This window comes from Thermus sp. FJN-A (assembly GCF_054655095.1).
The window spans coordinates 32,609-57,748 of sequence record NZ_BAAHSC010000212.1 but is presented as its reverse complement, the minus strand read 5'-3'; the positions used below and the strand labels follow the sequence as shown (position 1 = coordinate 57,748).

Sequence of the window (25,140 nt, the reverse complement as noted above, 5' to 3'; positions counted from 1 at the left end):
CCTTAGGAGGCATTATAGCCCAGGGCCTTGCGCAGGGCCTGCCACAGCCCCTCGAGGCCCGGGTTTTCCGCCTCCACCACGGGGAAGCCAAGCCGCCTCGCCTCCTGGGCGGTGCTCGGGCCGATGGCGGCGGCCCTGGGGCGCCTTTCCGTGTGGCGGGCGAAGGCCCGCACCCCGCTCGGGCTGAAGAAGGCCACCACCTGGGCCCGCTCCAAAAGGCCCCGCTCCTCCGGGGAAAGGGCCCGCTCCCGGGTGGCGTAGACCTCTTGGCGCTCCACCCTTACCCCACGGGCCCGGAGGCCCTCCTCCAGGTCCCGCCCCGCCAGGTCCCCGGCCACGAAGAGGACCCGTTCCGCCCGGGGGAAGCCCCGGGCCAGGTCCTGGGCCGTGGCCCTTGGGGGCACGAAGGCCGGGGCAAGCCCCCCCGCCCTTAGGACCTCCGCCGTCCCCTCCCCCACCGCCGCCACCTTTAGGGGAGGCTTGCCCGCCCGCTCCCAGGCCCAAAGGAGGCGCTTTGCCCCCTCCTTGGAGGTCACGGCCACGTAGTCCCAAGGCTCCAGAAGCCTCCGGGGGAGCTCCCCTAGCCCCGGAAGGTCCACCTGCTCCAAGAGGGCCACCTCCGCCGCCTCCACCCCCAAGGCGGCAAGCCGCCCTAAAAGCTCCCTATCCTTCCCCCGCGTGAGGAGCACCACGGCCTTTTAGCACCTTGTGGAAGAGCTTCATGGCCGCCAGGGCCCGGGGGAAGCCCAGGAAGAGGGCGGACTGCAGGATGGCCTCCCGCACCTCCCGTTCCGTGGCCCCCACCCTCAAGGCGCCCTCCAGGTGGGTGGCGAGCTCCTTGGGGCTTCCCAGGGCGATTAGGGCGGTGATGGCGAGAAGCTCCCTGGTCTTCAGGTCCAGCCCGGGGCGGGCCAGGACCTCCTCGTAGGCGAAGTCGCGGATGTAGCGGAAGAGGTCCTCGTCCACCTCCCTTAGGCTTTGCTCTATGGCCTCCCTTTTCTCCCCCCAGATGGCCTCCCGCACGCTCATGGCAGGTAGTCTAGCACCCCCTCCAGGCGGTGGAGGGCCTCAGGGCTCTCCCCCAGGGGGTCAAAGAGGAGGGGCCTGATCCCCGCGGCCTGGGCGCCCAGGATGTCCGCCTCCGCATCCCCCACGTGCACCGCCTCCTCCGGGGCCAGGCTTAGGGCCCTAAGGGCCTCCTGGAAGAGCCTGGGGTCGGGCTTGGCGTAGCCGGCGAGGGCGCTCACGGAGAGGTGGTGGAAATAGCGCCTTAGGCCCACCGCTTCCAGGATCTCCGGCAGGGTGGCGTCCCAGTTGGAGACCACCGCCAAGAGGTAGCCCCGGGCTCTTAAGGCCTCCAGGGTGGCCTGGGCCCCGGGGGTCACGGGCCAGAAGCGGGGGTCCTTCCAGCCCGCCACCAGCTCCCGGGAAAGGGCCTCCGCGTGGGCCTCGAGGCCCATCCCCACGAAGAGCCTCCGGTGGAACTCCCGCCAGAGCCCCAGGGCCGTCTCCAGGTCCCGGGCCTGGAGGTGGTTTTCCTCGTAAAAGCGGAAGGCGGCAAGGGCTGCGCTCCTCGGGTCCTTCAAGGGCTTCAACCCCCGCGCTTCCAAAAAGGGGAGGAGCCAGAAGCGGGGGCTCGCCAGGATCAGGGTGTTGCCCACATCAAAGAACACGGCCCGGACCATAGCTCAAGTCTAAGCCCCCGCCTTTTAACCTGCCTCTAACCTGGCCCTGCTACGCTTTCCGTAGCGCTAAAGGAGGTGACGGCGTGAGGCGGTTTGCCTGGCTCCTCTTGGTTCTCGCCCCCGCTTGGGCCCAAACCCTGGAGGTGGTGGCGGGAGAGGCCCGCTACCGGGTGCGGGAACAGCTCTTGAACGTGGGCCTAGGGGACGCGGTGGGCATCACCAAGGCGGTGCGGGGGCGGGTGGCCTTTCAGGGAGGCCGGGTGAGCGGGGAGTTCGTGGTGGACCTGAGGGAGCTAAGGAGCGACCAGGCCCGGCGGGACAACTACCTGCGCCAGAACACCCTAGAAACCGGCCGCTTCCCCACCGCCACCTTCCGCCCCAAGGAGGTGCGGGGCCTGCCCAACCCCCTCCCCCAAAGCGGCAAGGCGGCCATCCAGGTGGTGGGCGACCTCACCATCCGGGACGTCACGGAGGAGGTGGTGTGGGAGGGGGAGGCGGAGTTCAAGGGCCAGGAGGTGCAGGTGGCCCTGAGGACCGAGTTCCCCTTCGAGAAGTTCCATCTGGTCCAGCCCCGGGTGCCCATCGTCCTCAGCGTGGAGAACCGCATCCGGCTGGAAGTGGAGCTCCTCTTGAGGCGGCGATGAAACGCAGGGAAATCCTTGGGCTTTTCCTGGCCTTACCCCTGGCCCGCGCCCAGGCCTGTTCTCCTACCCCTCCCCTCACCCAAGGCCCCTACTACCTCAGGGAGGTACCCCGGCGCGCGGACCTGCGGGAGGGCCTTCCGGGGGTGGACCTCCGCCTCGCCCTCAAGGTCCAGGACCGGGCCTGCCGGGAGGTGGTGGGAGCGCGGGTGGACCTCTGGCACACGGACGCCCTGGGCCGCTACTCCGGGGTGAACGCCCCCGGGACCTTCTGCCGGGGATGGGAGCTCACGGACCGGGAGGGGAGGGTGGCCTTCCTCACCCTCTTCCCCGGATGGTACCCAAGCCGCACCCCCCACCTGCACCTCCGGGTGGAGGCGGCGGGGCGGGTCTTCGCCACCCAGCTCTTCTTCCCCGAGGAGGTGCAGCGCCAGGCCTACGCCCTCCCCCCCTACCGGGAGCGGGGGATGCCCCGGATCGGGAACCGGCAGGACGGCCTCTTCCGGGCCGACCTCCTCCTCCGCCTGGAACGGGAGGGGGAGGGGTACCGGGGAGCCTTCGTCCTCACCCTGCCCGGGTGAGGCTATGTTCCTCCCGGGCGAAGAGCTCAAAGGTTAGCCCGGCGGTGTACCGCTCAATCTTTGCAAGGCTTTCCAGCATATCCTGGAGGAGGAGGCGAGCATCACGCCTAGACATGGACCAGGTCTTCTTGGACCACCTGCCACAGGTGCGGCTTGCGCCGCAAGGCTCCTGCGGTCAGCAGGTCCACCGGAAGCCCCAGCAAGGCCTCCAGGTAATCGCGCAGATCCACGATCTCCCACCCTAGGGGGCGTTCCAGCGCTACCAAAAGGTCCACGTCGCTTACGGGGGTGGCCTCCCCTCGGGCGTAGGAACCGAAGATGGCCAGCTCCCGCACGCCGAAGCGCGCCTGGAGCTCCAGCTTGTGCCAGGCCAGGATGCTCCAGATCTCGCCCAGGGTCTTCATGGTCTGCCGCCCCCGGAAGGGGCAAAACCACCCCTCAGTATAACCCCCTTCCTTCGCGCCCCTGCCCCTTCCCTGGTACCCTAAAGGGCGTGATCGCCCGCTACCAAACCCCCGAGATGGCAGCCCTCTGGTCGGAGGAAAGCCGCTACCGCATGTGGGCCCGGGTGGAGGCCTACGCCCTCGAGGCCTGGGAGGCCTTAGGGGAAGTGCCGGAGGGCCTTGCCGCGAGGCTTCTCGCCAAGCTGGAGGCCAAGCCCCTGGACGAGGCCTTCGCCCGGAGGGTCGCCGAGCTGGAGGAAACCACCCGCCACGACCTGGTGGCCTTCACCCGGGCCCTGGTGGAGTGGACGGAGGACGAGGAGGTGGGGCGCTACCTGCACCTGGGCCTCACCAGTTCCGACGTGGTGGACACCGCGCAAAACGCCCTCCTGGTGGAGGCCTTGGGCCTGATCCTGGAGGAGCTCAAAGGGGTGGAGGAGGCCCTACGGGCCCTCGCCCTCCGGTACAAGCACACCCCCGCCATCGCCCGCACCCACGGGGTCCACGCGGAGCCCACGGGCTTCGGCCTCCGCTTCCTCTCCTTCTACGCCGCCTTCCAGCGGGACGAAGAACGGCTTAGGCGGGCCCGGGAAACCATCGGGGTCGCCATGCTCTCGGGCTCGGTGGGCAACTACGCCCACGTGCCCCCCGGGGTGGAGGCCCACGTGGCCCAAAGGCTTGGCCTCAGGCCCGAACCCGTCTCCACCCAGGTGGTCCCCCGGGACCGGCATGCGGAGGTCATGGCGGCCCTCGCCATCCTGGGGGGGAATATGGAGCGGGTGGCGGTGGAGCTAAGGCACCTGCAGCGCACGGAGGTCCTCGAGGCCCAAGAGCCCTTCCGCGAGGGGCAGACGGGAAGCTCCTCCATGCCCCACAAGAAAAACCCCGTGGGCCTGGAGAACCTCACGGGGGTGGCGCGGCTCCTCCGGGGTTACCTCCAGCCCGCCCTGGAGAACATCGCCCTCTGGCACGAGCGGGACATCTCCCACTCCTCCGTGGAAAGGGTCGTCCTCCCCGACGCCACCACTCTGGCCCACTACGCCCTAAGGCGCCTCCGGGGCATCCTGGAGGGCCTCGAGGTCTACGAGAAAAACCTTCAGAAGAACCTGGACCTCACCCGGGGCCTCGTCTACTCCCAGCAGGTCCTGAACGCCCTCATCCAAAGGGGCCTCTCCCGGGACCGGGCCTACGCCATCGTCCAGCGAAACGCCATGAGGAGCTGGGAAGAGGAGCGGAGCTTCCTGGAGCTCCTGGAGGAGGACCCCGAGAACCCCATCAAGGGGGAGGCCCTAAAGGCCCTCTTTGACCCCAAGCCCTTCCTTAGGCACGTGGACGCCATCTACGCCCGCTTCGGGCTTTAAGCGCCCGCACCTTGACCTTGCAACATGGGGTCTCCTGGCCAGAAGCCTTTTGGGGCCCACGCTCTGGCGCAAGCCGGAGCGGGGTACTTAGAATGAGGGCATGCCCCGGTTTAGCCGGATCACCCACGATCCTCGCCTCTTCGGCGGTAAAGCCACCATCCGGGGGCTTCGCCTCACGGTGGCGGCCCTGCTCCGGCGGCTGGCCCACGGAGAACGCCCCGAGGACCTCCTCCGGGACTACCCCGAGCTTACCCTCGAGGACATTCGGGAAGCCCTCGCCTACGCCGCTTGGAGGCTAGAGGAGGAAGAGCACGCCCTAAGCCTGTGAAGATCCTGGTGGACATGAACCTCTCGCCGCGCTGGCGGGAAGCGCTCGAGGCCTCGGGGTACGAAGCCATATGGTGGCGCGACGTGGGCCCGGCTAACGCCCCCGACGAGGTACTCTTCGCCTGGGCCAGGGAGCAGGGCTACACCATCCTCACCGCCGACCTAGACTTCGGCCACCTCCTCTCCCTCACAGGAGAGGACGGGCCCAGCGTGATCCTCCCCCGCCTCCCCTACACGGAACCCCCCGAGGCCCTACCCCCAGTGCTGGAGGTCTTAAGGCGTTTCTCCGAGGCTCTGGAACGGGGAGCCCTAGCGGTGATCGGACCCGAGAAAACGCGGCTTCGCCTCCTGCCGCTACAATGAAGGTAACGGGCCCTCAGGCCCACAGGGAGAGGCATGGAGAAGCTCTACGAAGGCAAGGCCAAGGTGCTTTACCCGGCAGGACCGGATACCCTTAGGGTCTACTTCAAGGACGAGGCCACCGCCTTCAACGCGCAAAAACGGGGGGTGATCCCCGGCAAGGGGGTGGTCAACAACAAGGTCTCGGCGGCCCTCTTCCGCTACCTGGAGGGCCACGGGGTGAGGACCCACTTCCTGGAGGAGATCTCCGACCGGGAGATGCTGGTGCGGCGGGTGGAGATCCTTCCCTTGGAGGTCATCCTCCGCTTTAGGGCCGCGGGGAGCTTCGCCAAGCGCTACGGCCTGGAGGAGGGGACACCGCTGAAGATGCCCCTCTTGGAGTTCTCCCTCAAAAGCGATGCCCTGGGGGACCCCCTCATCTGCGAGAACGCCATCCTGGCCTTGGGGCTTGCGGAGGAGGCGGAGCTTGGAGCGGTGAAGGCCACCACCCTCAAGGTGGGCGAACTCCTCCGGGCCTTCTTCGCTCCCCGGGGCCTGGACCTCGTGGACTTCAAGCTGGAGTTCGGCCAAAGGGACGGGGAGATCCTCCTCGCCGACGAGATCAGCCCCGACACCATGCGCCTTTGGGACCAAAAGACGGGCGAACCCATGGACAAGGACCGCTTCCGCAAGGACCTGGGGGGCGTGGAGGAGGCCTACCAGGAGGTGCTCCGGCGGGTTTTGGCGGAACCGGAAAAGGCTTAGCTTATGCCGAGATACCAGGCCACGCTGCTCATTGAGCTGAAGGAGGGCATCCTGGACCCCCAGGGCCGGGCGGTGGAGGGGGTGCTCAAGGACCTGGGCCACCCGGTGGAGGCGGTGCGGGTGGGGAAGGTCCTGGAGGTGGTGTTCCAGGCGGAAAACCTCCTGGAGGCGGAGGAAAAGGCCAAGGCCATGGGCGCCCTCCTGGCCAACCCGGTGATGGAGGTTTACGCCCTGGAGGCCCTGAAGGAGCTCCCATGAGGTGGGCCATCGTCCGCTTCCCCGGCTCCAACTGCGATGAGGATGCCCGCTTCGCCTTGGAGAAGGCGGGGATCCGGGCGGAGTACGTCTGGCACACGGAAAGGGACCTCCGGGGCTTTGATGGGGTCTTTCTGCCCGGGGGGTTCAGCTACGGAGACTACCTGAGGGCGGGGGCCCTCGCCGCCAAGAGCCCGGTGATGGCGGAGGTGGCCCGCTTCGCCAGGGAGGGGAGGCCGGTCCTTGGGGTCTGCAACGGTTTCCAGATCCTCACCGAGGCGGGGCTCCTTCCGGGGGCGCTTCTCGCCAACCTCAACCTCCACTTCACCTGCAAGGAGGTGGGGGTGCGGGTGGAAAGGACCGACCTCCCCTTCACCCGGCTTTACCGGAAAGGCCAGGTCCTGCGCCTGCCCATCGCCCACGCGGAGGGGCGGTACTACGCGGATGCCGAAACCCTGGCCAGGCTGGAGGGGGAGGGGCTTGTGGTCTTCCGCTACGCGCCCCTAGGGGAAGAGGCGGACTACAACCCCAACGGGAGCCTGAACGACATCGCCGGGATCGTGAACGAGAAGGGGAACGTCCTGGGGATGATGCCCCACCCCGAAAGGGCCGTGGACGAGGTGTTAGGGAGCACGGATGGACTGCCCCTCTTTCTGGGGCTCGTGGAGGAGGTGGCGCGGTGAAACCCAAGGCCATTACCTTTGACTTTTGGGGCACCCTCTTCACCGAGGGCCAAGCGTTTTTGGAAAGGGTCATGCCCGCGCGGTACGAGATCCTCCTGGATGCCCTCTCCGAGGCCGGGCACCCGGCCTCGGAGGAGGAGGTGCGGGAGGCCTACCGCCAGGCGACCCTGGCCTTTGAGGAAGCGTGGAAGGCGGGGGAGCACCTGCCCGTCTACGACCGGGTGGTCCGGATCTTCGCCCTCCTGGGCGCCCCCCACGACCCGGGGCTCATCGCCCTCACCGCGAGGCGCCTGGAGGAGACCTCCCTCCTGGTGGACCTGGAGCCCCTCCCCGGGGTGGAGGCCCTGAAGGCCCTCGCCAGGAAATATCCCTTGGCCATCGTTTCCGACACGGGCATGACCCCGGGCCGCCTCCTCCGGGAGCACCTCAAGCGGCAGGGCCTGGACGTCTTCCAGGCCTACAGCTTTTCCGATGAGACGGGGTACGTGAAGCCCAGGCCCGAGGCCTTCCGGGTGGCCCTCGAGGCCTTGGGAGTGGCCCCCGAGGAGGCCCTGCACGTGGGCGACCTGCCCCAGACGGACATCAAGGGGGCCTTCGCCACGGGCTACCCCTTTGCCGTGCAGTACGTGGGCCACCGGGAGGTGAACGGGGAGGTGAAGCCCACGGCCAAGGTGAAGGACCACCGCGAGCTCCTCTCCCTCCTCACGTGATGGAAGCCCTCGCCAAGGAAATCGGCATCCCCGAGGAGGAGTACCGGGAGATGGTGCGGCGGCTCGGGCGGGAGCCCAACCGGGTAGAGCTCCTCCTCTTCAAGGTGATGTGGAGCGAGCACTGCGCCTACAAGAACTCCCGCCCCCTCCTCAAGGAGCTCCCCAAGGAGGGAGAGGCCGTCCTCCAGGGCCCTGGGGAAAACGCGGGCGTGGTGCGCATCGGCGAGGGATGGGCCGTGGCTTTCAAGATAGAGAGCCACAACCACCCCTCGGCGGTGGAGCCCTTCCAGGGGGCGGCCACCGGGGTGGGGGGGATCCTCCGGGACATCCTGAGCATGGGGGCGAGGCCCATCGCCCTCCTGGACTCCCTGCGCTTCGGGCCCCCCGAGGGGCGGAGCCGCTACCTCTTCAAGGGGGTGGTGGCGGGCATCGCCTTCTACGGCAACGCCATCGGGGTGCCCACGGTGGGGGGCGACCTCTACTTCCACGAGGGCTACCGGGAAAACCCCCTGGTGAACGCCATGTGCCTCGGCCTCCTAAGGGAGGAGCACCTGCGGCGGAGCCGGGCCTCCCTGGGCCGCCCCATCTACTACGCCGGGGCCAAGACGGGCCGGGACGGGGTGGGCGGTGCGGCCTTCGCCAGCCGGGAGCTTAAGGAGGAGAAGGAGGAGGACCGCCCGGCGGTGCAGGTGGGGGACCCCTTTTTGGGGAAGCTCCTCCTGGAGGCCACCCTCGAGGCCATAGAGAAGGACCTGGTGGAAGGGGTCCAGGACATGGGGGCGGCGGGGCTCACCTCCAGCCTCTCGGAGCTCGCCCACAAGTCGGGCCTCGGGGTGGAGCTGGACCTGGACCGGGTCCCCACCCGGGAGGCGGGGATGACCCCGGAGGAACTCCTCCTCTCGGAAAGCCAGGAGCGCATGGTCCTGGTGCCCAGGGAGGGGAAGGAGGAGGAGCTGGAGGCGGTCTTCCGCAGGTGGGGCCTGGACTGCGTTCCCGTGGCCCGGACCATCCCCGAACCCGTGTTCCGCGTGCTTTACCGGAAGGAGGTGGTGGCGGAGGTGCCCACGGGGGCCCTGGCCGAGGCCCCCACCTACGTGCGCCTTGGGCGGGAGGACCCCGAGGTGCGGAGGCTTAGGGAAAGGCCCGTCCCTCCCCTAGAGGCGGACCCCCAGGAGGTCCTGAAGAGGCTCCTCGCCTCCCCCAACCTGGCGAGCCGGGAGGCCGTCTACGAGCGCTACGACCACCAGGTGGGGACCCGCACCGCCCTCCTCCCCGGCAAAGGGGACGCCGCCATCCTCTGGGTCAAGGGCACCCACTTAGGCATCGCCGCCAAGGTGGACCAAAACCCCCGGTATAGCCGCCTCCACCCCCGCCTGGGGGCCATGCACGCCCTGGCGGAGGCCTCCCGGAACGTAAGCGTGGTGGGGGCCAAGCCCCTCGCCTACACCGACGGCCTCAACCTGGGAAGCCCCGAGACCCCCGAGGGCTACCATGAACTCCAGGAGACCATCGCAGGGCTTAAGGAGGCGAGCGAGGCCTTAGGGATCCCCGTGGTCTCCGGGAACGTCTCCCTCTACAACGAAAGCGGGGGAAGGCGCATCCCCCCCACGGCCATGGTGGGGGTGGTGGGGGTCTTGGACGTGAGGAGGCGGGCGGAGATGGGCTTTAGGCGCCCGGGGGAGGTCATCGTCCTCCTGGGGGAGGAAAGGGGAAGCCTGGGGGCGAGCGAGGTGCTCTACCTCCTCACGGGGGAGGAGTTCGGCCACCCCCCAAGGCTGGACCTCGGGCGGGAGAAGGCGGTGCAGGAGGCCATCCGGGGGCTCATCGCCTTAGGGCTCACGGAAACCGCCCACGACGTGGCGGAAGGGGGCCTACTGGTGGCCCTCGCCGAGATGACCTTCCCCTACGGGGTGGGGGCCACGGTGGAGGTGCGGGAGCGGGGCCTCGAGGCCCTCTTCGGCGAGGCCCCGAGCCGGATCCTCTTCACCGTGGCCAAGGAGCGCCTGCAGGAGGCCACCCTCCGCCTGGAGGAAAAGGCCCTCCCCTACCGCATCCTGGGGGAGACGGGAGGGAATACCCTCACGGTCCTGACCCCGGAGGGGGTGCTAGAGTGGGGGGTGGCCGGGCTCAAGGCCACCTGGCAACGCCCCTTGCGGGAGGTCTTGGATGGATAAGCCCCAGGAGGAATGCGGCGTCCTCGGGATCTGGAGCGAGGCTCCCCTGGATGTGGCGGGGCTTTTGCACCTGGGCCTCCTAGCCCTGCAGCATAGGGGCCAGGAGGCGGCGGGCATCGCCGTCACGGACGGGAGGGAGTTCCTGGTGGAAAAGGATTTGGGCCTGGTGAACCAGGTCTTCACCGAGGAGCGCCTCGGGAAGCTCCGCCTCCCGGAAGCCCGCCTGGGGATCGCCCACACCCGTTACTCCACCACGGGCTCCAACCTGCGCATAAACGCCCAACCCCTCACCGCCCGCACCGCCCACGGGGTCTTGGCCATCGCCCACAACGGCAACTTCACCAACGCCAAACCCCTGCGCGACCGGCTTCTTCGGGAGGGAGCCACCTTCCAGAGCACCTCGGACACCGAGGTCATGCTCCTCCTCCTGGCCCGCCTGGGCCACCTCCCCCTCCCCCAGGCCGCCGCCGAGGCCATGAAGGCCCTAGAGGGGGGGTACTCCATCCTCCTCATGGACCGCAAGACCCTCCTGGCCCTCCGCGACCCCCACGGGGTCAGGCCCCTCGCCATCGGGAAGGCCCCCTGGGGGTACGCCTTCGCCTCCGAGCCCCCGGCCTTGGCCCTCCTGGGGGCCGAGTACCTCCGGGACGTGCGCCCCGGGGAAGTGGTGTGGGTGGAAGAGGGGGAGCTCCAAAGCCTCCAGGTCCTTCCCCCGGACCCCACCCCTTGCGCCTTTGAGTGGATCTACTTCGCCCGGCCCGACAGCCTCCTGGACGGCACGGAGGCCTACGAGGCCCGGGTGCGCATGGGCATGGAGCTCTTCCGGGAGGCCCCGGCGGAGGCGGACATGGTGGTGCCGGTGCCGGACTCGGGGTTCGGGGCGGCGGTGGGCTATGCCCGGGCCAGCGGCCTCCCCCTGGAGCTGGGGCTCTACAAAAACCCCTACGCCGGGCGCACCTTCATCCAGCCCACCCAGGAGCTCCGCGACCTGAAGACAAGGCTCAAGCTCTCCCCCACGGGGGCGGTGCGGGGGAAGCGGGTGGTCCTGGTGGACGACTCCATCGTCCGGGGCACCACCAGCCGCCGCATCGTGGGGATGCTGAAGGAGGCGGGGGCCAAAGAGGTCCACTTCCGCGTCAGTAGCCCCCCCATCCGCTTCCCCTGCTACTACGGCATAGACACCGCCGCCCGCAAGGAGCTCATCGCCGCGGAGAAGAGCGTGGAGGAGATCCGGGCCTACATCGGGGCCGACACCCTGGCCTTCCTCTCGGAGGAGGGGGTGAGGCGGGCCATCGGGGGGCCCGTTTGCCTCGCCTGCTTCAACGGACGTTACCCGGCCGGGGTGCCCGAGGAAGGCGAAAAGCTCGCCCTGGAAATCCTCTAGCCCCTCTGGGCCTTCGCCCACCGCAGGAAAAGCCCCACCCCCAGGCCCAGGGCAAACCCCACCGCCAGAAAGACCAGGGCAAAAGCCCCCGTGGAGGCCAGGTGCCAGCCAAAGAACCAGTAGCTGCACACCGCGTACCGCTCCACCTGCACCCGGACCAGCTCCGGCAGGTCGCGGCTGGTGGTGAAGTTGATGAGGAGGGTGGCCAGGAGGAGAATAGCCAGGGTCAGGATGGCGCCCCACTTCAGAATGGTGAAGGCATTCCCTTTCATGGCCCTAGCTTACCAAGGGGAAGGCGGCCCGCCCCCAGGACCCCGGCCGAGGGCCTATAATCGTCCCATGGTCAGGACTAGCCTAAGGGATGAGGCCCTCTTCAGGCTCATCGCCCTGGAAGAGAAGCGCCAGCGGGAGGGCCTGGAGCTCATCGCCAGCGAGAACTTCGTCTCGGAGCAGGTGCGGGAGGCGGTGGGGAGCGTCCTCACCAACAAGTACGCGGAAGGGTACCCCGGGGCCCGCTACTACGGGGGGTGCGAGGTGATTGACCAGGTGGAGTCCTTGGCCATAGAGCGGGCCAAGGCCCTCTTCGGGGCCGCCTGGGCCAACGTCCAGCCCCACTCCGGCTCCCAGGCCAACATGGCGGTCTACATGGCCCTCATGGAACCGGGGGACACCCTGATGGGCATGGACCTGGCGGCCGGGGGCCACCTCACCCACGGCTCCCGGGTGAACTTCTCCGGGAAACTCTACAAGGTGGTCTCCTACGGGGTGCGCCCCGACACGGAGCTCATAGACCTGGAGGAGGTGCGCCGCCTCGCCCTCGAGCACCGCCCCAAGGTGATCGTGGCCGGGGCCAGCGCCTACCCCCGCTTCTGGGACTTCAAGGCCCTCCGGGAGATCGCGGACGAGGTGGGGGCCTTTTTGGTGGTGGACATGGCCCACTTCGCCGGGCTCGTGGCCGCGGGGCTCCACCCGAACCCCGTGCCCTTCGCCCACGTGGTCACCAGCACCACCCACAAGACCCTAAGGGGCCCGAGGGGGGGGCTCATCCTCGCCAACGACCTCGAGCTCGGCAAGAAGATAGACAAGCTCATCTTCCCCGGGATCCAGGGAGGGCCCTTGGAGCACGTGATCGCCGGGAAGGCGGTGGCCTTCTTCGAGGCCCTGCAGCCCGAGTTCAAGGAGTATAGCCGCCTGGTGGTGGAAAACGCCAAGCGCCTGGCGGCGGAACTCGCAAGCCGGGGCTACCGCATCGTCACCGGGGGGACGGACAACCACCTCTTCCTCGTGGACCTCCGCCCCAAGGGGCTCACGGGCAAGGAGGCGGAGGAGAGGCTGGACGCGGTGGGGATCACGGTGAACAAGAACGCCATCCCCTTTGACCCCAAGCCCCCCCGGGTCACCTCCGGCATCCGCGTGGGCACCCCGGCCATCACCACGCGGGGCTTCACCCCCGAGGAGATGCCCCTCATCGCCGAGCTCATGGACCGGGCCCTCACGGAAGGCCCCTCGGAAGGCCTCAGGGAGGAGGTGAGGAGGCTCGCCTTGGCCCACCCCATGCCCTAGATGCTCCGCCGCCTCGAGGTGCAAAACCTTGCCGTCATCCGGGAAGCCGCTTTGGAGCTTGCCCCCGGGCTCAACGTGCTCACCGGGGAGACGGGGGCGGGAAAGAGCCTTCTGGTGGACGCCCTCTCCCTCCTCCTGGGGGGAAAGGCGGAAGGGTTTTTGGGCCCCTATGGGGATAGCCTCCTGGTGACCGCCTTCTTCGAAGGAGAGGGGGAGCGGGTCCTCTCCCGCCGGGTGGGGAGCCGCTCCACCCCCCGCATAGACGGGGAGGTGGTGAGCCTGAAGGAGCTCCAGGAGGAGGCGGAAAGATGGCTCTCCCTCCACGCCCAGCACGGCGCCCTCGCCCTCCTCTCCCCCAGGCGCCAGCGGGAGCTTTTGGACGCCCTCCTCCCCCCCGGGCTCCTCGCCCGCTACCAGGAAGCCTACGCCCGCCACCAGGCCCTGAGGCGGGAGAAGGAGGCCCTGGAGGAGGCCTTAAGGGCCAAGGCCGAGCGGGAAGACCTCCTGCGCTTCCAGCTCAAGGAGATCGCCGAGGCCAGGCCCCGCCCCGGGGAGGACGAGGAGCTTTTGGAAGCGTCCCGGAAGCTCCGCCACCTGGAGGCCCTAAGGGAGCGGGCGGGCCGGGCCTACGGCCTCCTGGAGGAAGGGGCCTTGGCCCCCTTGGAGGCCGCCTTGAGGGAGCTTCGGGCCGGGGGACGGTTTGACCGGACCCTGGAAGCCCTGGCCCAGGACCTGGAGGCCGCCCTCCACGGGGCCCAGGCCGTGGCCCGAGAGCTTGGGGACTACCTGGAGGGCCTGGAGGGGGATCCCGAGCGCCTGGCCGCCCTCGAGGCCCGCCTTTCCCTCCTGGAGCGCCTCAAGCGCAAGTACGGCCCCACCCTGGAGGACGTGCTGGCCCACGCGGAAAGGGCCCGGAGGGAGCTTTCCGCCCTGGAGGGAGGGGAGGCCCGGCTGGAGGAGGTGGCGCGGGGGCTGGATGAGGCCAAGGAGGCCCTCCTCCTCGCCGGGGAGGCCCTGAGGGAGGCCCGGGAGAAGGCGGCCCGGGAGCTTAGGGCGGGCATGGAGCGGGAACTCGCCGAGCTCGGCTTTCCCAAGGCCCGCTTCCGGGTGGACCTCAAGCCCCTCCCGGAACCGGGGCCCTTCGGCCTGGAAGAGGTGGCCTTCCGCTTCTCCGCCAACCCCCACCTTCCCCCCGCGCCTTTGAGCGCGGCCAGCGGGGGGGAGCTTTCCCGCGTGGCCCTGGCCCTGGCCCTGCTCACCGGGGCCGAGGCGCCCACCGTGGCCTTCGACGAGATGGACACCGGAATAGGCGGGGAGACGGCCTGGAAGGTGGCGGAGCGCCTTTCCCGGCTGGCGGAAGGGCGCCAGGTGCTGGTGGTCACCCACCTGCCCCAGATCGCCGCCCGGGCCCAGCGCCACCTGCGGGTGCGCAAGGAGGGCCAGGAGGTCCGGGTGGAGGCCCTGGAGGGGGAGGAGCGGGTGCGGGAGCTCGCCCGTCTCCTCTCCGGCCAGTACACGGAGGCCGCCCTCGCCCACGCCCGCCTCCTCCTGGGCCAGGCGGAGGGCCAAGGATGAACCTCCTGGAAGCCCCTTACCCCGTCTTCCTCTGCAAAGCGTTTCCCTTACGGGAAAGCGACCGCGAAGGGGAGGTGGTGCGAAACCGCCTGGCCCAGGGCCTGCCCCTGCCCCAGGGGGAGCTTCTCCAAGCGGGCGGCAAGGCCTACCGGGTGGTGCCCATCCCCTCCCCGGAGGGCACCTACCTGCTCCTCCTGGAGGTGAGCGACCTCCTGGTGCGCGCCCAGGCCTACGCCAGTCTCCTGGCGGTGCTCAAGGGACTTTTGCAGCACGAGGAGCCGGAGGGGCTCCTCCAGGACCTCATCCGGGAGGCGGTGGCCGTGGTCCCGGGGGCCGAGGCGGGGAGCATCCTCCTCCGGGAAGGGGGGTTCTTCTACCTGGTGGCCCAGGAGGGCTTTAACGCACGCTTGCTGGGAGCCCGCACCTCCTTGGAGGAGGAGCTCTCCTGGTACGGCCTGGGGGTGGACAACTGGCTAAAGGGCCGCCCCCGCGTGCTGAAGGGGGCGGAGGTGCAGCAGCTTTCCAGCCTTACCACGGTGGAGGCCCGGCCGGCCTTCTTCGAGCACGGCCGGCTGACGGAGATCCGGGCCACCCTGGGCCTGCCCATCGTGCTGGAAGGGGAGGTGCTGGCGGCCATGAACCTGGACAACTTCTCCAATCCCGAGGCCTTCACCCCCCTCTCCCTGGAGCTGGCCCAGGCCTTCGCCCTCGAGGCCGCCCTCCTCCTCAAGGCCCTAAAGGAGCGGCAGTCCCTGCAGGAGGCGGCCCGCACCGACCCTCTCACCGGCCTCCTCAACCGCCGGGCCCTGGAGGAGGCCTTCCCCCTCATCCTGCAGGAGGCCCGTAGCCGGGGCGAACCCCTGGCCCTCATCTACTGGGACCTCAACGGCCTGAAAGCCTTGAACGACCGGGAGGGCCACGCCGCCGGGGACCGGGCCCTGAAGAGCCTGGCCCAGGCCCTCAGAAGCCTTTCCCGCCGCCGCGACCTGGCCTTCCGCGTGGGGGGGGACGAGTTCGTGAGCCTGCACCCCGGGCTCCTTCCGGAGGAAATCCCCGCCCTCATCGCCCGCCTTCAGCAAAGCCTCCCCTACGGCGTGGCGGCCGGAGGGCTTGCCGTGGAGGGGGGTGCTTTCCCGTCAGGGGAACAGCTTGCCGACCTGGAAGCGCTTTTGCGGGAGGCCGACCGGCGCATGTACCGGGCTAAAGGAGGCCCCTAACCCCATCGGCCACGTACTGCACCGCCAAGGCCGCCAGCAAAAGGCCCAGGACCCGGGTGACCACGTTCACCCCCGTGCGCCCCAGGGCCCGGCGCACGGAAAGCGCCGCCCGCAGGAAGAGGTAGGCCAGGAGGAGGACCAGGAAGGTGGTGAGGAGGACCACCGCCCACCCGAAGGGTACCCCCCGGGCCTCCCCTCCCAGGATGAGCACGCTGGCCAAGGCCCCAGGGCCGGCGATGAGGGGGATGGCCAGGGGGAAGACGGAGATGTCGGCCCGCCTTAGGGCCTCGTCCTTCTCCTCCTCCGTTTCCCGCTCGTGGTGGGCGAAGACCATCTCGGTGGCGATGCGGAAGAGGAGGATGCCCCCCGCGATGCGCAGGGCCTCGAGGCTGATGCCCAGGTACCCCAAAAGCCCCCGGCCGAAGAAAAAGAAGGAGACCAGAACCCCCCCGGCCACCAGCACCGCCTTGCGGGCGATCTGGTCCTGCTTGCGGGGCGGGCGGTCCCCGGCCAGGGCCAAAAACACCGGCACCAGCCCCACCGGGTCCATGACCACAAAGAGGGTGAGGAAAGCCTTCAGAAATAGCTCAATCACGGCCTCATGCCCTTCCCGGCCCTGCTGGGCCCGGAAATCCCCGCCGGACCCTGCTACCGGGGCTCCTGTGCTTGGCCTCTGTCAGCACGGGGTGGTATCGCCGGGGCCCCCATGCCAATGCCAGTCGGCAGGGGGTGGGATTAGGAGGGCACCTGGGGCCCCCGCTTCTGCATCCGGCCCAAGACGAGGAGCTCGCCAAACTCCTCCTCCAAGGCCCTCGCCCCCGCCTCGCTGCGGGCCACCACCAGGATGGTGTCCTCCCCCGCCAAGGTGCCCACGATCTCGTCCCGCTTGAGGCGGTCCATGAGGAGGGCGATGCCGGAGGCGTGCCCCTCGGAGGTCTTCACCACCAGGACGTTGCCCCCCCGGTCCACGTCCTTCACGAAGAGGCCAAACTGCCGCTTGAGCTCCTCGTAGACGTCCTCGGGGAGTTCCATGGAGGGCAGGGCGTACTTGTGCCGCCCCTTGCCCAGGGACACCCGGGCGAGCCTGAGCTCGGCGATGTCCCGGCTCACCGTGGCCTGGGTCACGTCAAACCCCAGTTGCCGCAGGCGCTCCACCAGCTCCTTCTGGGTGCCGATCTCCTCGCGGCTCACGATCTCCTGAATGGCGCGGTGCCGCTCCGCTTTGCTCCGCATAAACCCCCCTCAAGCCTTCCAGAATTCCCTGACCCAGTCCAGTATACGGTCCGCCACCCGGCGCTTGGGCATGCGGGGGAGCTCCTCCACCCGCCCATCCCGGAGGAGGAGGACCACCTCGTTCTCCGGGCTGCCGAAGCCCACCCCCTCCCGGTTCACCCAGTTGAGGACGATGAGGTCCAGGTTCTTGCGCACGAGCTTCCCCCGGGCCCGCTCCAGCCCCTCCGCCGTCTCCATGGCGAAGCCCACCAGGACCTTCTGCTCCTTCCGCTCTCCCAGCTCCTGGAGGATATCGGGGTTGGGCACCAGGCGGAGGACCTTCTCCTCGGCCACCTTGGGCTCCTTCTCCGCCGCGACCTCCGCCGGGCGGTAGTCGGCCACCGCCGCCGCCATGACCACCGCCTCCGCCCAGGGGTAGCGCTCCAGGATGGCCTGGCGCATCTCCAGGGCGCTTTCCACCCGCACCACCTCCACCCCCCAAGGGGCGGGCAAGGCGGTGGGGCCAGAGACCAGGACCACCTCCGCCCCCCGGTCCCTGGCGGCCTCGGCCACCGCGTAGCCCATCCGCCCCGAGGAGGGGTTGGAGAGGAAGCGCACCGGGTCCAGGTACTCCCGGGTGGGCCCGGCGGACACCAGGAGCCTCAGGCCCTCCAGGTCCTTGGGGGTGAGGAGGGCCTCGAGGCGTTCCACCAGCTCCTCGGGCTCCAGCATCCTCCCCCACCCCTCCCCCTCCCCCACCGCGGCCAGGGGACCGTGGGCGGGGCCGAGGAGGGCGTGGCCCAGGGCCTTGAGCCGCCTTGCGTGCTCCTGGGTCTGGGGAGCAAGCCACATGGCCTCGTTCATGGCGGGGGCCCAGGCCACCCGCTTCGCCCCGGCCAAAAGGGTGGCGGAGAGGAGGTCCTCGGCCAAGCCCAAGGCGGCCTTGGCCATGGCGTCCGCGGTGGCCGGGGCCACCAGGACCACGTCCGCCCAGCGGGCCAGCTCAATGTGGAGGGCCCGGCCGTCGGGGCGGAACCAGGCCTCCTCCGTGGCCACCTCCCCCCCGGCGGCCACCGCCAGGGCGAGGGGGGTGACGAAGGCCAGGGCCCTGGGGGTGGCCAGCACCCGAACCTCGTGGCCCTGGGCCCGGAGCAGGCGGAGGAGGTGGGGGGCCTTGACGGCCGCCACCCCGCCCGTCACCCCCACCAGAACCCGGGCCACCTAGGCCTCCTCTTCCGCCACCGGGTAGAGCTTCTCCATCTCCTTCTGGAGGCGGTCCTCCGGCACCAGGTTCTCCCCGAAGACGAGCCTCCCCGAAAGGAGCTCCTTCATGGCCCAAGTGACGGCGTTGGGGTCGTCGTAAAGCCCTTCCAGGGTCCGCATCTTGGGCCTTTCCTCCGGCTCCAACACGGTGTTCTTGAAGCGGTGGCGCAAAAGCTGCTGCGCCCTTTTGGCCACCACCACCGTGAGCCGGTACTTGGAGTCCACCATGCCAAAGAGCTTGTCAATTCCCGGTTCCGCCATAGTTCCTCCGCAAAATCGCCTCCAGCTCCTCTTCCAAGTCCGGGTCCCGCTTGAGGGCCCGCTCCAGGGCGGGGGCCATCCTGGGGGCGCGCCTTCTTTCCGCGGTGAGGATGGCCAGGAAGTCCGCCACCGCCTCCTCCAGGACGTCGTTCACCACCACGTAGTCAAAGCGGTGGGCGTTCTGGATCTCCCACTCCGCCTGCTGAAGCCGCCTTTCTATCTTCTCCGGGCTGTCCTTGCCCCGGTAGACCAGGCGGCGCTTGAGCTCGGAGAGGGAGGGGGGCAGGAGGAAGATGAGGATGGCCTCCGGTTCCCTGGCCTTCACCTGCAAGGCCCCCTGGACCTCGATCTCCAAGAGGACGTCCTCCCCCCGCTCCAAGGCCCGCTCCACGGGAAGCCGGGGGGTGCCGTAGAGGTGGCCCACGTACTCCGCGTGTTCCAGAAAGCCGTCCTGGTGCAGGAGGGCCTCGAAGGTGGGGCGGTCCACGAAGTAGTAGTCCACCCCGTCCCGCTCCCCGGGGCGGGGGGGGCGGGTGGTCATGGAGATGGAGTAGAAGAGGCGGGTGCGCTCCAAGACCTTGGCCCGCACCGTGCCCTTCCCCACCCCGCTGGCCCCGGTCATGACGAAGAGGCGGCCCCGCATACCCCTCACCCCGGAAGGATACCCGAGGGGGCCCCTGGAGGGCAAGGATTTTTATGATCTAGGCACATTGCGCCCGTGGTACACTTGGGCCCATGGCCTGGTACGAGGGCGCCTTCTTCTACCAGATCTTCCCCGACCGCTTCTTCCGGGCAGGCCCCCCGGGTAAGCCCGCCCCCAGCGGCCCCTTTGAACCCTGGGATGCCCCCCCGACCCCCCGGGGCTTCAAGGGGGGGACCCTGTGGGGCGTGGCGGAGAAGGTCCCCTACCTGAAGGCCCTGGGGGTGGAGGCCCTTTACCTGAACCCCATCTTCCTCTCCACCGCCAACCACCGCTACCACACTGTAGACTATTTCCAGGCAGATCCGGTCCTGGGGGGCAACGCCGCCCTTCGCCACCTCCTCGAGGTGGCCCACGCCCACGGGATAAGGGTCATCCTGGACGGGGTCTTCAACCACACGGGCCGGGGCTTCTTCGCCTTCCAGCACCTCCTGGAAAACGGGGCGCGAAGCCCCTACCGGGACTGGTACCACGTGAAGGGCTTCCCCCTGAACGCCTACGCCCCCCATCCCAACTACGAGGCCTGGTGGGGCAACCCGGAGCTCCCCAAGCTCAAGGTGGAAACCCCGGCGGTGCGGGAGTACCTCTTGGAGGTGGCGGAGCACTGGATCCGCTTTGGGGCCGACGGCTGGCGCTTGGACGTGCCCAACGAGATCCAAGACCCGGAGTTCTGGCGGGCCTTCCGCCGCCGGGTGAAGGGGGCCAACCCCGAGGCCTACCTCGTGGGCGAGATCTGGGAAGAGGGGGACGCCTGGCTCCAGGGGGACATGTTTGACGCCACCATGAACTACCCCTTGAGCCGGGCCATCCTGGGCTTCGTGGGCGGGGAGTCCCTGGACCGGGAGCTGGCCGCCCGCTCGGGCCTGGGCTGGATAGAGCCCCTCCAGGCCCTGGCCTTCAGCCACCGGTTGGAGAACCTCTTTGGCCGCTACCGAGAGGAGGTGGTGCGGGCCCAGATGAACCTCCTCACCTCCCACGACACCCCTCGCCTCCTGACCCTCATGCGGGGGAGCGCGGAGCGGGCGAGGCTTGCCCTTTCCCTCCTCTTCCTCCTCCCCGGAAACCCCACGGTCTACTACGGGGAGGAGATCGGCATGGAGGGAGGCCACGACCCGGAAAACCGGGCCGGGATGGTGTGGGACGAGGCCCGCTGGAAGCGGGAGATCCTGGAAGCGGTCCGCCAGTTTAGCCGCCTGCGCCGGGAGCATCCCCTCCTCCGCACCGCCCCCTACCGGCGCATCTACGCGGTGGACGGGCACCTGGCCTTCACCCGGGGCCCCTACCTGGTGGTGGTGAACGCCAGCCCCGAGCCCTTCCTGCAAGACTTCCCCCTGCACGGGGCCCTGCCCCGGGGAGCCCAGGCGGTGGACCTCGTCTCCGGAGCCCTCTGCACGCCCACCGGGGGGCGCCTCCAAGGGCCCCTTCTCCCGCCCTTTTCCCTGGCCGTGTGGGTAGAGGTCTAAAGGGCTCCTTCAAAGGCCAACAGCCAGCGCTTGAGCCCTTCCTGCCCGGCGAAGCCCCCGAGCCGCCCATCGGCGTGGATCACCCGGTGGGCGGGCACCAAGAGGAAGAAGGGGCAGGTGCGCATCCCCGCCCCCACGGCCCGAGGGGAGAGGCCCAGCTCCCGGGCCAAGGCCCCGTAGCTTTCCGTACGCCCGAAGGGGATCTGGCGCACCCTCTGGTAGAGGGCCACGCGGGCGGGGGTGAGCCCGGTGTAGTCCAGGGGAATGTCCAGGAAGTCGGGCCGCTCCCCGGCGAAGTAGGCCAGCACCCGCTCCCGCACCCTCTGGGCCAGCCCTCCCTCCGCCTCCCTCCCCCGGGGAAAGAGGGCGGGCTCCAGAAGCCGCACGCCCTTAGGGGTTACCTCCAGCCACAGGGGTCCGATGGGGGTGGGGATCAGCACGGCAAGCCCCCTACCCGGCCCGGATCCCCTTCAGAAGCCAAGGCCCGAAGGGGAAGGAGCCCAGGCCACCCCGGCCCCGGGGAGGCCGCCCAGGAGCAACTCGGAGAGGAAGGTGCCGGGGAAGTAGTGGCCGAGGACCTCCCGGTAGCCGAACCCCGCCTCGGCCATCCCCCTCGCCCCCCATTGGGATAGCCCCACCCCGTGCCCGGCCCCCCGGCCCACCGCCTCCCAGCCGGAAAACTCCACCAAGGCCGAGGGCAGGCCCATGAGGCGCACCAGGCGCTGGGCCTCGGGGCCAAAGACCTCCACCCCCAGGACCCGCAGGCGCCACACCCGCCCCGAGGGGCTCCGCTCCAGGACCTCCGGCGGCTCCTCCCCCCTGGGGGTGTAGCCCTGGCTCCGCAGGGCCTTGGCCGCGGCCTCGAGGGTGAGGCGGAGGCGCCACTGGCTCTTGGGCCCCCGGGCGTAGGGGTCGGGCCGGGGGCGCAGGTAGGGCAAGGGCCTTTGGAAAACCTCCTCGCTCCCCGCGGTCATGCCGCCCGAGTCCGCGTGGTAGAGGGCGGAGATGGCCCGCCCCCCGTAGCTCAGCACCTGGCCCCGGGTGGCGGCCACGGCCTCCCGGTGCCTTCCCGTCTCCACGGAAAGGCCCAGGTAGACCTGGCAGAGTTCGCTGGCGCACAGGTCGTAAGGGGCCTTGGGGTTCAGGCGGTTCACGGCGAAGGTGCGGGCCACCACCGCCTGGGCCTTGAGGGCCTCCGGGGGGAAACCCTCCGGCATCTCTGCGGGCAGGACCCCGAGGAGGTAGTCCTCCAGGAGGACCAGGTTCACCAGCAAAAGCCTGCCCCCCTGGGGCAGGAGGCGTACCCCTCCCCGGTAAAGCCGCCCGTCCACGCCGAAGTAGGGCCCGGGCAGGTCCAGGAAGGGGTACGGGCGGCCCTCCACCAGCACCCCCTCCCCTGCACCCCGGGCGCGCACCTCCCCCGTGGGGAGGAGGAGGCGCACCTCCTCTCCCGCGGGCACCTCCTTGAGGAGGACCCTGAGGAGAAGGTCCTTTTCCTGGCCCAGGCCCGGCCCAAAGGCCAAGCTTAAGGCCAAAAGGGAGATAAGCTTCAACCCCCGCCCCATACCCTTCGCCCCAATCCTAGCACCTAGCCCAGGACCAAGGTGGCCTTTCCCTGGGCCGGGGCCTGCTGAAGCCGCGCTAGGGCCTCCGGGTGGCGCAGGGCGTACATGGCGAAGGGGTAGACCCGCTCCTGGGGTAGGCCCAGGGGCAGGAGATGGCGCTTGAGGCGCTCCAGGTGGTGCAGGAGGACCGCATCCCGGCCCAGGCGGGCCCGGAGGAGTTTGTGCCAAAGCCGCTCCCCCTCTCCCTGAAGCCGGGCCCGGTACCGGCGGAAGGGCTTGTCCAAGGTGGGCTCCAGGGACCGGGCCTTGGCCGCCAGGGCCTCCACCTGGCCCAGGAGGTGCTTTAGCGCCTCCTCCACCTCCCTAAACCCCTCCAACACCTCCCGGACCCCCTCCAGGAAGGCCGCCTCCCCCCGCTCCACGAAGGCCCAGGGGTCCAGGCGGTACTTCCCCAGGATGCGGGCCACGGGGGGCTCGAGGACCACCGCCCGCAGGCGCAGGAAGAGGGCGGGCATGGGAAGGCGGTAGAGGGCGTAGACCCGGGAGAGCTCGGCCACGTAACGGAACTCGTTGGGCCCCACCACGAAGCCCGCCGTGGGCAAGACCAGGTCCTGGAAGACGGGCCTGAGGCCCGCGGCGGGGGTGAGGCGGGAAGGGTCTATGCGGAGGAGCTCTTCCAGCTCCTTCTTGCTGTACCGGCGCACCCCGTCGGTGAAAGCCCCCTTCTCGTAGAAGAGAAGCCGCCTGGCGTCGGTCTCCAGGAAGAGGTTGGTGGCCCCGGGCTTGCGCCTGAGGGGGGGCTTCCCCCCCAGGGCCTGGATGCGCTCCGCCTCCTGGTTGATGGCCTGGGCGCTGGCCAAGGGGTCTTCCAGCTCCCGCTCCAGGGCCTCCAGGAACAAGGGAGCAAGCTCCTCCGCCATGGGGTCAAAGGGCAGGAGGCCCCACGCCCCCAGGAAGGCCAGGAGGATCCGGGCGAAGAACTCGGAGAGGGTCTTGGCCTCCAGGGCCTGGGCCACCCGCGGGTCCTGGGCCCAAGGGCCCAGGAAGGCCAAAAGATCGCCCCGATAAGGGGCCAAGGGGATGCGCCCCGCGGGCAGGGGGGGCAAGGGGAGGGACAGGGTGCGCACCTCTTCCTCCACCAGGAGGTGGAGGTGGCGCACCTCCTCCACGTCGTGGTCCTGGGAGGCCACCCAGAAGACCGCGGCGGCCTCCGCGCCCGAGGCCAGGTCCAAGGCGGTCTTGGCCTTGTAGAAGGTGAGGGCGGGCCCTCCCAAGAGCCCCGCCTGCTGGCCCGTCACCACCGCCCCCCGGGAAAGGCGGGACAGGGCGGCCAAGGCCCCCTCGGGGGCCCCCAGGCGCTTCAGGTAGGCGGCCCAGGCGGGCAGGAGGCCGGGGTGGCCCTTCCGGCCCAGGCGCTCCCTCAGGGCCTCCTCCCCCTGGGGCAGGCCCAGGAGGCGGGCCAGGACCGTGGCTTCCATGCCCTCAAGCCTAAAGGGCCTCCGTCAGCCGCACAAGGGCCTCCCGGTCCCGCACCTCCAGCCGGCGGTACCCCAGGTCCACCACCCCCATAAGGGCCCACTCCCCCAAGAGCTTGGTCACCGTCTCCCGGGTGGCCCCCACCATCCGGGCCAGGTCCAGGTGGGAAAGGGCCACCTCCCCCTGGGGGGAAAGCCTCAGGATTAGGCGGGCCAGGCGCTGGCCCACGGAGAGGTGGCGGGTCTCCCAAAGCCGCTCCTCCGCGGCCTTGAGCCGGGCGTAAAGGGCCCGGAGCAGGAAGCGCTCCACCTCGGGGAAGCGCCCCCTGAGGTCCCCCAGGGCCTCCTGGGGGGCGAAGAGGAGCTCGGCGTAGGTGAGGGCGCTGGCCCCCGAGGTGCGCCGCCTCTCCCCCACCAGGGCCTCCTCCCCCAGAAGCCCTCCCGGGCCCACCACGCCCAAGGTGGCGGGATCCCCCTCCCCACCCCCCGGCCCCTCCAGCCAAAGGAGGCCCTCCCGCACCAGGTACACCCCGTCCACCCGGTCCTCGAGGGCGTAGAGGACGGCCCCCCGCCGCACCCGCAAGGGCTGGAAGACCCGGGCCACCTCCCGCCGGGCCTCGAGGGGCAACTCCTGGAACATGCCCCGAGTTTACAAAAAGAGGGGCCCTTGGAAGGGGGGAAGAAGCCCCTCGGCCTCGGCCAGGGCGAAGAGCCTCCGCACCGCCTCCTCCCCCTCCTCCCCCACGTCCAGGCTGAAAGCGTTCACGTAGGTGCGCACGTGGGCCCAGATCACCTCCTCGGAGAGCTCCTGGGCGTGGGCCTTCAGGTAGGGGAAGGTTTCCTCGGGGTGGGCCAGGGCGTACTCCAGGCTCATCCGCACCGCCCGGTCCAGTTCCCGGATGAGGGCCTCCCCCAGGTCCCGCCGGGCCAGGATGGCCCCCAGGGGGAGGGGCAGGCCCGTGGCCTCCTCCCACCACTCCCCCAGGTCCAGCACCTTCACCAGGCCGTACTGGGGATAGGTGAAGCGGCTTTCGTGGATGATGAGCCCGGCCTCCACCTCCCCCCGCGCCACCAGGGGCAGGATCTGGTCGTAGCGCACCTCCACCGGTTGGAAGCCCCGCCCGTAGAGGGAGAGGAGCAGGAAGGCGGTGGTGTTTCGCCCGGGTACGGCCACCCGCGCCCCCTCCAGGCTCCTCAGGGACCGCCTGGCCACCAGCAAAGGCCCCACCCCCCGCCCCAGGGCTCCCCCGCTTCGCAGGGCCACGTAACCTTCCCGGACCCGCCCGTAAGCGGCGTAGGAGAGCTTGGTGAGGGGAAGCCTCCCCTCCAAAGCCCAGCGGTTCAGAGTCTCCACGTCCTCCAAGACCGCCTCCACGGGGAGGGGGCTTGGCACCCGGCCGTGGGTGAGGGCGTAGAAGATGAAGGTGTCGTTGGGGCAAGGAGAGTACCCGAGCCTTAGCGCCTCGCTCTTGGGCTCACCGGGCAAAGCACCCATAGG

General features: G+C 69.7%; 31 protein-coding genes. 15 read left to right on the top strand and 16 right to left on the bottom strand.

The annotated features are described in order from the left end of the window. Positions 1-2: 2 nt before the first annotated feature. From ACYQ0J_RS10695 to ACYQ0J_RS10685, 3 genes are read right to left on the bottom strand one after another with little or no spacing between them, the layout of a single operon-like run. Positions 3-692 (bottom strand): uroporphyrinogen-III synthase, encoded by a 690-nt coding sequence (locus ACYQ0J_RS10695; protein WP_460172097.1) that lies wholly within the window; start codon positions 690-692, stop codon positions 3-5. Next, the gene (locus ACYQ0J_RS10690) at positions 664-1,029 is read right to left on the bottom strand and encodes a carboxymuconolactone decarboxylase family protein (RefSeq protein ID WP_460172096.1); all 366 of its coding nucleotides are present in this window, start codon (positions 1,027-1,029) and stop codon (positions 664-666) included. The genes ACYQ0J_RS10695 and ACYQ0J_RS10690 overlap by 29 nt, the downstream gene beginning before the upstream one ends. Continuing rightward, a complete protein-coding gene (locus tag ACYQ0J_RS10685) occupies positions 1,026-1,685 on the bottom strand; it encodes an HAD family hydrolase (protein WP_460172095.1) in 660 nt (219 codons plus the stop codon). Before ACYQ0J_RS10685 ends, ACYQ0J_RS10690 begins: the two co-directional genes overlap by 4 nt. 83 nt (positions 1,686-1,768) lie before the next feature. Between ACYQ0J_RS10685 and ACYQ0J_RS10680 the strand changes: the two genes are divergently transcribed. Next, positions 1,769-2,329, top strand: a complete 561-nt coding sequence (locus ACYQ0J_RS10680) for a YceI family protein (protein WP_460172094.1) — start codon at positions 1,769-1,771, stop codon at positions 2,327-2,329. Then, positions 2,326-2,907 carry an intradiol ring-cleavage dioxygenase gene (locus ACYQ0J_RS10675; RefSeq protein ID WP_460172093.1) on the top strand — a complete coding sequence of 194 codons (582 nt, stop codon included), beginning with the start codon at positions 2,326-2,328 and terminating at the stop codon, positions 2,905-2,907. Before ACYQ0J_RS10680 ends, ACYQ0J_RS10675 begins: the two co-directional genes overlap by 4 nt. Here ACYQ0J_RS10675 and ACYQ0J_RS10670 read toward each other — a convergent pair. Together ACYQ0J_RS10670 and ACYQ0J_RS10665 are read right to left on the bottom strand one after the other, a co-directional pair. After that, complete coding sequence (locus ACYQ0J_RS10670) at positions 2,891-3,022, bottom strand: hypothetical protein (protein ID WP_460172092.1); 132 nt, start codon at positions 3,020-3,022, stop codon at positions 2,891-2,893. The two genes, ACYQ0J_RS10675 and ACYQ0J_RS10670, sit on opposite strands and share 17 nt — an antisense overlap. Further along, positions 3,015-3,311 carry a nucleotidyltransferase family protein gene (locus ACYQ0J_RS10665; RefSeq protein WP_460172091.1) on the bottom strand — a complete coding sequence of 99 codons (297 nt, stop codon included), beginning with the start codon at positions 3,309-3,311 and terminating at the stop codon, positions 3,015-3,017. The genes ACYQ0J_RS10670 and ACYQ0J_RS10665 overlap by 8 nt, the downstream gene beginning before the upstream one ends. Positions 3,312-3,400: 89 nt before the next feature. Here ACYQ0J_RS10665 and purB point away from each other — a divergent pair, with 89 nt between their 5' ends. The 9 genes from purB (at position 3,401) to purF (ending at position 11,348) form a co-directional block, all read left to right on the top strand. Then, positions 3,401-4,711 carry an adenylosuccinate lyase gene (gene purB, locus ACYQ0J_RS10660; protein ID WP_460172090.1) on the top strand — a complete coding sequence of 437 codons (1,311 nt, stop codon included), beginning with the start codon at positions 3,401-3,403 and terminating at the stop codon, positions 4,709-4,711. Positions 4,712-4,811: 100 nt separating this feature from the next. Beyond that, a complete protein-coding gene (locus ACYQ0J_RS10655; protein WP_460172089.1) occupies positions 4,812-5,039 on the top strand; it encodes a DUF433 domain-containing protein in 228 nt (75 codons plus the stop codon). Continuing rightward, positions 5,036-5,401, top strand: coding sequence for a DUF5615 family PIN-like protein (locus tag ACYQ0J_RS10650; RefSeq protein WP_460172088.1), 366 nt, complete (start codon positions 5,036-5,038; stop codon positions 5,399-5,401). The genes ACYQ0J_RS10655 and ACYQ0J_RS10650 overlap by 4 nt, the downstream gene beginning before the upstream one ends. 33 nt (positions 5,402-5,434) lie before the next feature. Further along, positions 5,435-6,142: a phosphoribosylaminoimidazolesuccinocarboxamide synthase gene (gene purC / locus ACYQ0J_RS10645; protein WP_460172087.1), complete on the top strand. Its 708-nt coding sequence runs from the start codon at positions 5,435-5,437 to the stop codon at positions 6,140-6,142. A gap of 3 nt (positions 6,143-6,145) precedes the next feature. Beyond that, a complete protein-coding gene (purS, locus tag ACYQ0J_RS10640) occupies positions 6,146-6,400 on the top strand; it encodes a phosphoribosylformylglycinamidine synthase subunit PurS (protein ID WP_460172086.1) in 255 nt (84 codons plus the stop codon). Next, positions 6,397-7,080: a phosphoribosylformylglycinamidine synthase subunit PurQ gene (gene purQ / locus ACYQ0J_RS10635; RefSeq protein WP_460172085.1), complete on the top strand. Its 684-nt coding sequence runs from the start codon at positions 6,397-6,399 to the stop codon at positions 7,078-7,080. Before purS ends, purQ begins: the two co-directional genes overlap by 4 nt. After that, positions 7,077-7,790, top strand: a complete 714-nt coding sequence (locus tag ACYQ0J_RS10630) for an HAD family hydrolase (protein WP_460172084.1) — start codon at positions 7,077-7,079, stop codon at positions 7,788-7,790. Before purQ ends, ACYQ0J_RS10630 begins: the two co-directional genes overlap by 4 nt. Further along, a complete protein-coding gene (gene purL, locus ACYQ0J_RS10625) occupies positions 7,790-9,964 on the top strand; it encodes a phosphoribosylformylglycinamidine synthase subunit PurL (RefSeq protein WP_460172281.1) in 2,175 nt (724 codons plus the stop codon). Before ACYQ0J_RS10630 ends, purL begins: the two co-directional genes overlap by 1 nt. Next, positions 9,957-11,348: an amidophosphoribosyltransferase gene (gene purF, locus ACYQ0J_RS10620; protein ID WP_460172083.1), complete on the top strand. Its 1,392-nt coding sequence runs from the start codon at positions 9,957-9,959 to the stop codon at positions 11,346-11,348. Before purL ends, purF begins: the two co-directional genes overlap by 8 nt. Here purF and ACYQ0J_RS10615 read toward each other — a convergent pair. Then, a complete protein-coding gene (locus ACYQ0J_RS10615; protein WP_460172082.1) occupies positions 11,345-11,620 on the bottom strand; it encodes a hypothetical protein in 276 nt (91 codons plus the stop codon). The genes purF and ACYQ0J_RS10615 overlap by 4 nt on opposite strands. Positions 11,621-11,687: 67 nt before the next feature. Between ACYQ0J_RS10615 and glyA the strand changes: the two genes are divergently transcribed. Genes glyA through ACYQ0J_RS10600 form a run of 3 tightly spaced genes read left to right on the top strand, consistent with a single transcriptional unit; the run spans position 11,688 to position 15,703 of the window. Further along, entirely contained in the window at positions 11,688-12,911 is a 1,224-nt protein-coding gene (gene glyA / locus ACYQ0J_RS10610) for a serine hydroxymethyltransferase (protein ID WP_460172081.1), read from the top strand. Continuing rightward, on the top strand, positions 12,912-14,486 hold the full coding sequence (locus ACYQ0J_RS10605) for a DNA repair protein RecN (RefSeq protein ID WP_460172080.1): 1,575 nt from the start codon (positions 12,912-12,914) through the stop codon (positions 14,484-14,486). It begins immediately after the preceding gene. After that, positions 14,483-15,703, top strand: coding sequence for a GGDEF domain-containing protein (locus ACYQ0J_RS10600; protein WP_460172079.1), 1,221 nt, complete (start codon positions 14,483-14,485; stop codon positions 15,701-15,703). Before ACYQ0J_RS10605 ends, ACYQ0J_RS10600 begins: the two co-directional genes overlap by 4 nt. On the opposite strand, the gene ACYQ0J_RS10595 is transcribed toward ACYQ0J_RS10600, so the two are convergent. From ACYQ0J_RS10595 to gmk, 5 genes are all read right to left on the bottom strand, one after another. Next, complete coding sequence (locus ACYQ0J_RS10595) at positions 15,687-16,298, bottom strand: MarC family protein (RefSeq protein ID WP_460172078.1); 612 nt, start codon at positions 16,296-16,298, stop codon at positions 15,687-15,689. The two genes, ACYQ0J_RS10600 and ACYQ0J_RS10595, sit on opposite strands and share 17 nt — an antisense overlap. 140 nt (positions 16,299-16,438) lie before the next feature. Next, positions 16,439-16,936, bottom strand: a complete 498-nt coding sequence (gene argR, locus ACYQ0J_RS10590) for an arginine repressor (RefSeq protein WP_460172077.1) — start codon at positions 16,934-16,936, stop codon at positions 16,439-16,441. A gap of 9 nt (positions 16,937-16,945) precedes the next feature. After that, positions 16,946-18,136 carry a bifunctional phosphopantothenoylcysteine decarboxylase/phosphopantothenate--cysteine ligase CoaBC gene (coaBC, locus tag ACYQ0J_RS10585; protein WP_460172076.1) on the bottom strand — a complete coding sequence of 397 codons (1,191 nt, stop codon included), beginning with the start codon at positions 18,134-18,136 and terminating at the stop codon, positions 16,946-16,948. Beyond that, positions 18,137-18,439, bottom strand: coding sequence for a DNA-directed RNA polymerase subunit omega (gene rpoZ / locus ACYQ0J_RS10580; protein ID WP_460172075.1), 303 nt, complete (start codon positions 18,437-18,439; stop codon positions 18,137-18,139). After that, positions 18,420-19,082, bottom strand: a complete 663-nt coding sequence (gene gmk / locus ACYQ0J_RS10575) for a guanylate kinase (RefSeq protein ID WP_460172280.1) — start codon at positions 19,080-19,082, stop codon at positions 18,420-18,422. The genes rpoZ and gmk overlap by 20 nt, the downstream gene beginning before the upstream one ends. Positions 19,083-19,174: 92 nt before the next feature. Here gmk and ACYQ0J_RS10570 point away from each other — a divergent pair, with 92 nt between their 5' ends. Then, positions 19,175-20,602 (top strand): glycoside hydrolase family 13 protein, encoded by a 1,428-nt coding sequence (locus ACYQ0J_RS10570; protein ID WP_460172074.1) that lies wholly within the window; start codon positions 19,175-19,177, stop codon positions 20,600-20,602. Here the strand turns inward: ACYQ0J_RS10570 and ACYQ0J_RS10565 are convergent. The 5 genes from ACYQ0J_RS10565 to ACYQ0J_RS10545 are packed head-to-tail and all read right to left on the bottom strand — an operon-like array spanning position 20,599 to position 25,137. Continuing rightward, a complete protein-coding gene (locus ACYQ0J_RS10565; protein ID WP_460172073.1) occupies positions 20,599-21,042 on the bottom strand; it encodes a methylated-DNA--[protein]-cysteine S-methyltransferase in 444 nt (147 codons plus the stop codon). The genes ACYQ0J_RS10570 and ACYQ0J_RS10565 overlap by 4 nt on opposite strands. Before the next feature lie 30 nt (positions 21,043-21,072). After that, positions 21,073-22,167 (bottom strand): SpoIID/LytB domain-containing protein, encoded by a 1,095-nt coding sequence (locus tag ACYQ0J_RS10560; protein ID WP_460172072.1) that lies wholly within the window; start codon positions 22,165-22,167, stop codon positions 21,073-21,075. 23 nt (positions 22,168-22,190) lie between these two features. Further along, complete coding sequence (gene bshC, locus ACYQ0J_RS10555; RefSeq protein ID WP_460172071.1) at positions 22,191-23,645, bottom strand: bacillithiol biosynthesis cysteine-adding enzyme BshC; 1,455 nt, start codon at positions 23,643-23,645, stop codon at positions 22,191-22,193. A 10-nt stretch (positions 23,646-23,655) separates the two neighbouring features. Next, on the bottom strand, positions 23,656-24,282 hold the full coding sequence (locus tag ACYQ0J_RS10550) for a Crp/Fnr family transcriptional regulator (RefSeq protein ID WP_460172070.1): 627 nt from the start codon (positions 24,280-24,282) through the stop codon (positions 23,656-23,658). Positions 24,283-24,291: 9 nt separating this feature from the next. Further along, the gene (locus ACYQ0J_RS10545) at positions 24,292-25,137 is read right to left on the bottom strand and encodes a menaquinone biosynthesis family protein (protein WP_460172069.1); all 846 of its coding nucleotides are present in this window, start codon (positions 25,135-25,137) and stop codon (positions 24,292-24,294) included. Positions 25,138-25,140: the final 3 nt, after the last annotated feature.

Excerpts from the sequence above, each read along its gene's own strand:
- ACYQ0J_RS10690 (WP_460172096.1), bottom strand. The coding sequence starts at position 1,029 with ATGAGCGTGCGGGAGGCCATCTGGGGGGAGAAAAGGGAGGCCATAGAG.
- ACYQ0J_RS10685 (WP_460172095.1), bottom strand. The coding sequence starts at position 1,685 with ATGGTCCGGGCCGTGTTCTTTGATGTGGGCAACACCCTGATCCTGGCG.
- ACYQ0J_RS10675 (WP_460172093.1), top strand. The coding sequence starts at position 2,326 with ATGAAACGCAGGGAAATCCTTGGGCTTTTCCTGGCCTTACCCCTGGCC.
- ACYQ0J_RS10670 (WP_460172092.1), bottom strand. The coding sequence starts at position 3,022 with ATGTCTAGGCGTGATGCTCGCCTCCTCCTCCAGGATATGCTGGAAAGC.
- ACYQ0J_RS10665 (WP_460172091.1), bottom strand. The coding sequence starts at position 3,311 with ATGAAGACCCTGGGCGAGATCTGGAGCATCCTGGCCTGGCACAAGCTG.
- ACYQ0J_RS10655 (WP_460172089.1), top strand. The coding sequence starts at position 4,812 with ATGCCCCGGTTTAGCCGGATCACCCACGATCCTCGCCTCTTCGGCGGT.
- purC (WP_460172087.1), top strand. The coding sequence starts at position 5,435 with ATGGAGAAGCTCTACGAAGGCAAGGCCAAGGTGCTTTACCCGGCAGGA.
- purS (WP_460172086.1), top strand. The coding sequence starts at position 6,146 with ATGCCGAGATACCAGGCCACGCTGCTCATTGAGCTGAAGGAGGGCATC.
- purQ (WP_460172085.1), top strand. The coding sequence starts at position 6,397 with ATGAGGTGGGCCATCGTCCGCTTCCCCGGCTCCAACTGCGATGAGGAT.
- purL (WP_460172281.1), top strand. The coding sequence starts at position 7,790 with ATGGAAGCCCTCGCCAAGGAAATCGGCATCCCCGAGGAGGAGTACCGG.
- purF (WP_460172083.1), top strand. The coding sequence starts at position 9,957 with ATGGATAAGCCCCAGGAGGAATGCGGCGTCCTCGGGATCTGGAGCGAG.
- ACYQ0J_RS10615 (WP_460172082.1), bottom strand. The coding sequence starts at position 11,620 with ATGAAAGGGAATGCCTTCACCATTCTGAAGTGGGGCGCCATCCTGACC.
- glyA (WP_460172081.1), top strand. The coding sequence starts at position 11,688 with ATGGTCAGGACTAGCCTAAGGGATGAGGCCCTCTTCAGGCTCATCGCC.
- ACYQ0J_RS10605 (WP_460172080.1), top strand. The coding sequence starts at position 12,912 with ATGCTCCGCCGCCTCGAGGTGCAAAACCTTGCCGTCATCCGGGAAGCC.
- ACYQ0J_RS10600 (WP_460172079.1), top strand. The coding sequence starts at position 14,483 with ATGAACCTCCTGGAAGCCCCTTACCCCGTCTTCCTCTGCAAAGCGTTT.
- argR (WP_460172077.1), bottom strand. The coding sequence starts at position 16,936 with ATGCGGAGCAAAGCGGAGCGGCACCGCGCCATTCAGGAGATCGTGAGC.
- rpoZ (WP_460172075.1), bottom strand. The coding sequence starts at position 18,439 with ATGGCGGAACCGGGAATTGACAAGCTCTTTGGCATGGTGGACTCCAAG.
- gmk (WP_460172280.1), bottom strand. The coding sequence starts at position 19,082 with ATGCGGGGCCGCCTCTTCGTCATGACCGGGGCCAGCGGGGTGGGGAAG.
- ACYQ0J_RS10570 (WP_460172074.1), top strand. The coding sequence starts at position 19,175 with ATGGCCTGGTACGAGGGCGCCTTCTTCTACCAGATCTTCCCCGACCGC.
- ACYQ0J_RS10560 (WP_460172072.1), bottom strand. The coding sequence starts at position 22,167 with ATGGGGCGGGGGTTGAAGCTTATCTCCCTTTTGGCCTTAAGCTTGGCC.
- bshC (WP_460172071.1), bottom strand. The coding sequence starts at position 23,645 with ATGGAAGCCACGGTCCTGGCCCGCCTCCTGGGCCTGCCCCAGGGGGAG.
- ACYQ0J_RS10550 (WP_460172070.1), bottom strand. The coding sequence starts at position 24,282 with ATGTTCCAGGAGTTGCCCCTCGAGGCCCGGCGGGAGGTGGCCCGGGTC.
- ACYQ0J_RS10545 (WP_460172069.1), bottom strand. The coding sequence starts at position 25,137 with ATGGGTGCTTTGCCCGGTGAGCCCAAGAGCGAGGCGCTAAGGCTCGGG.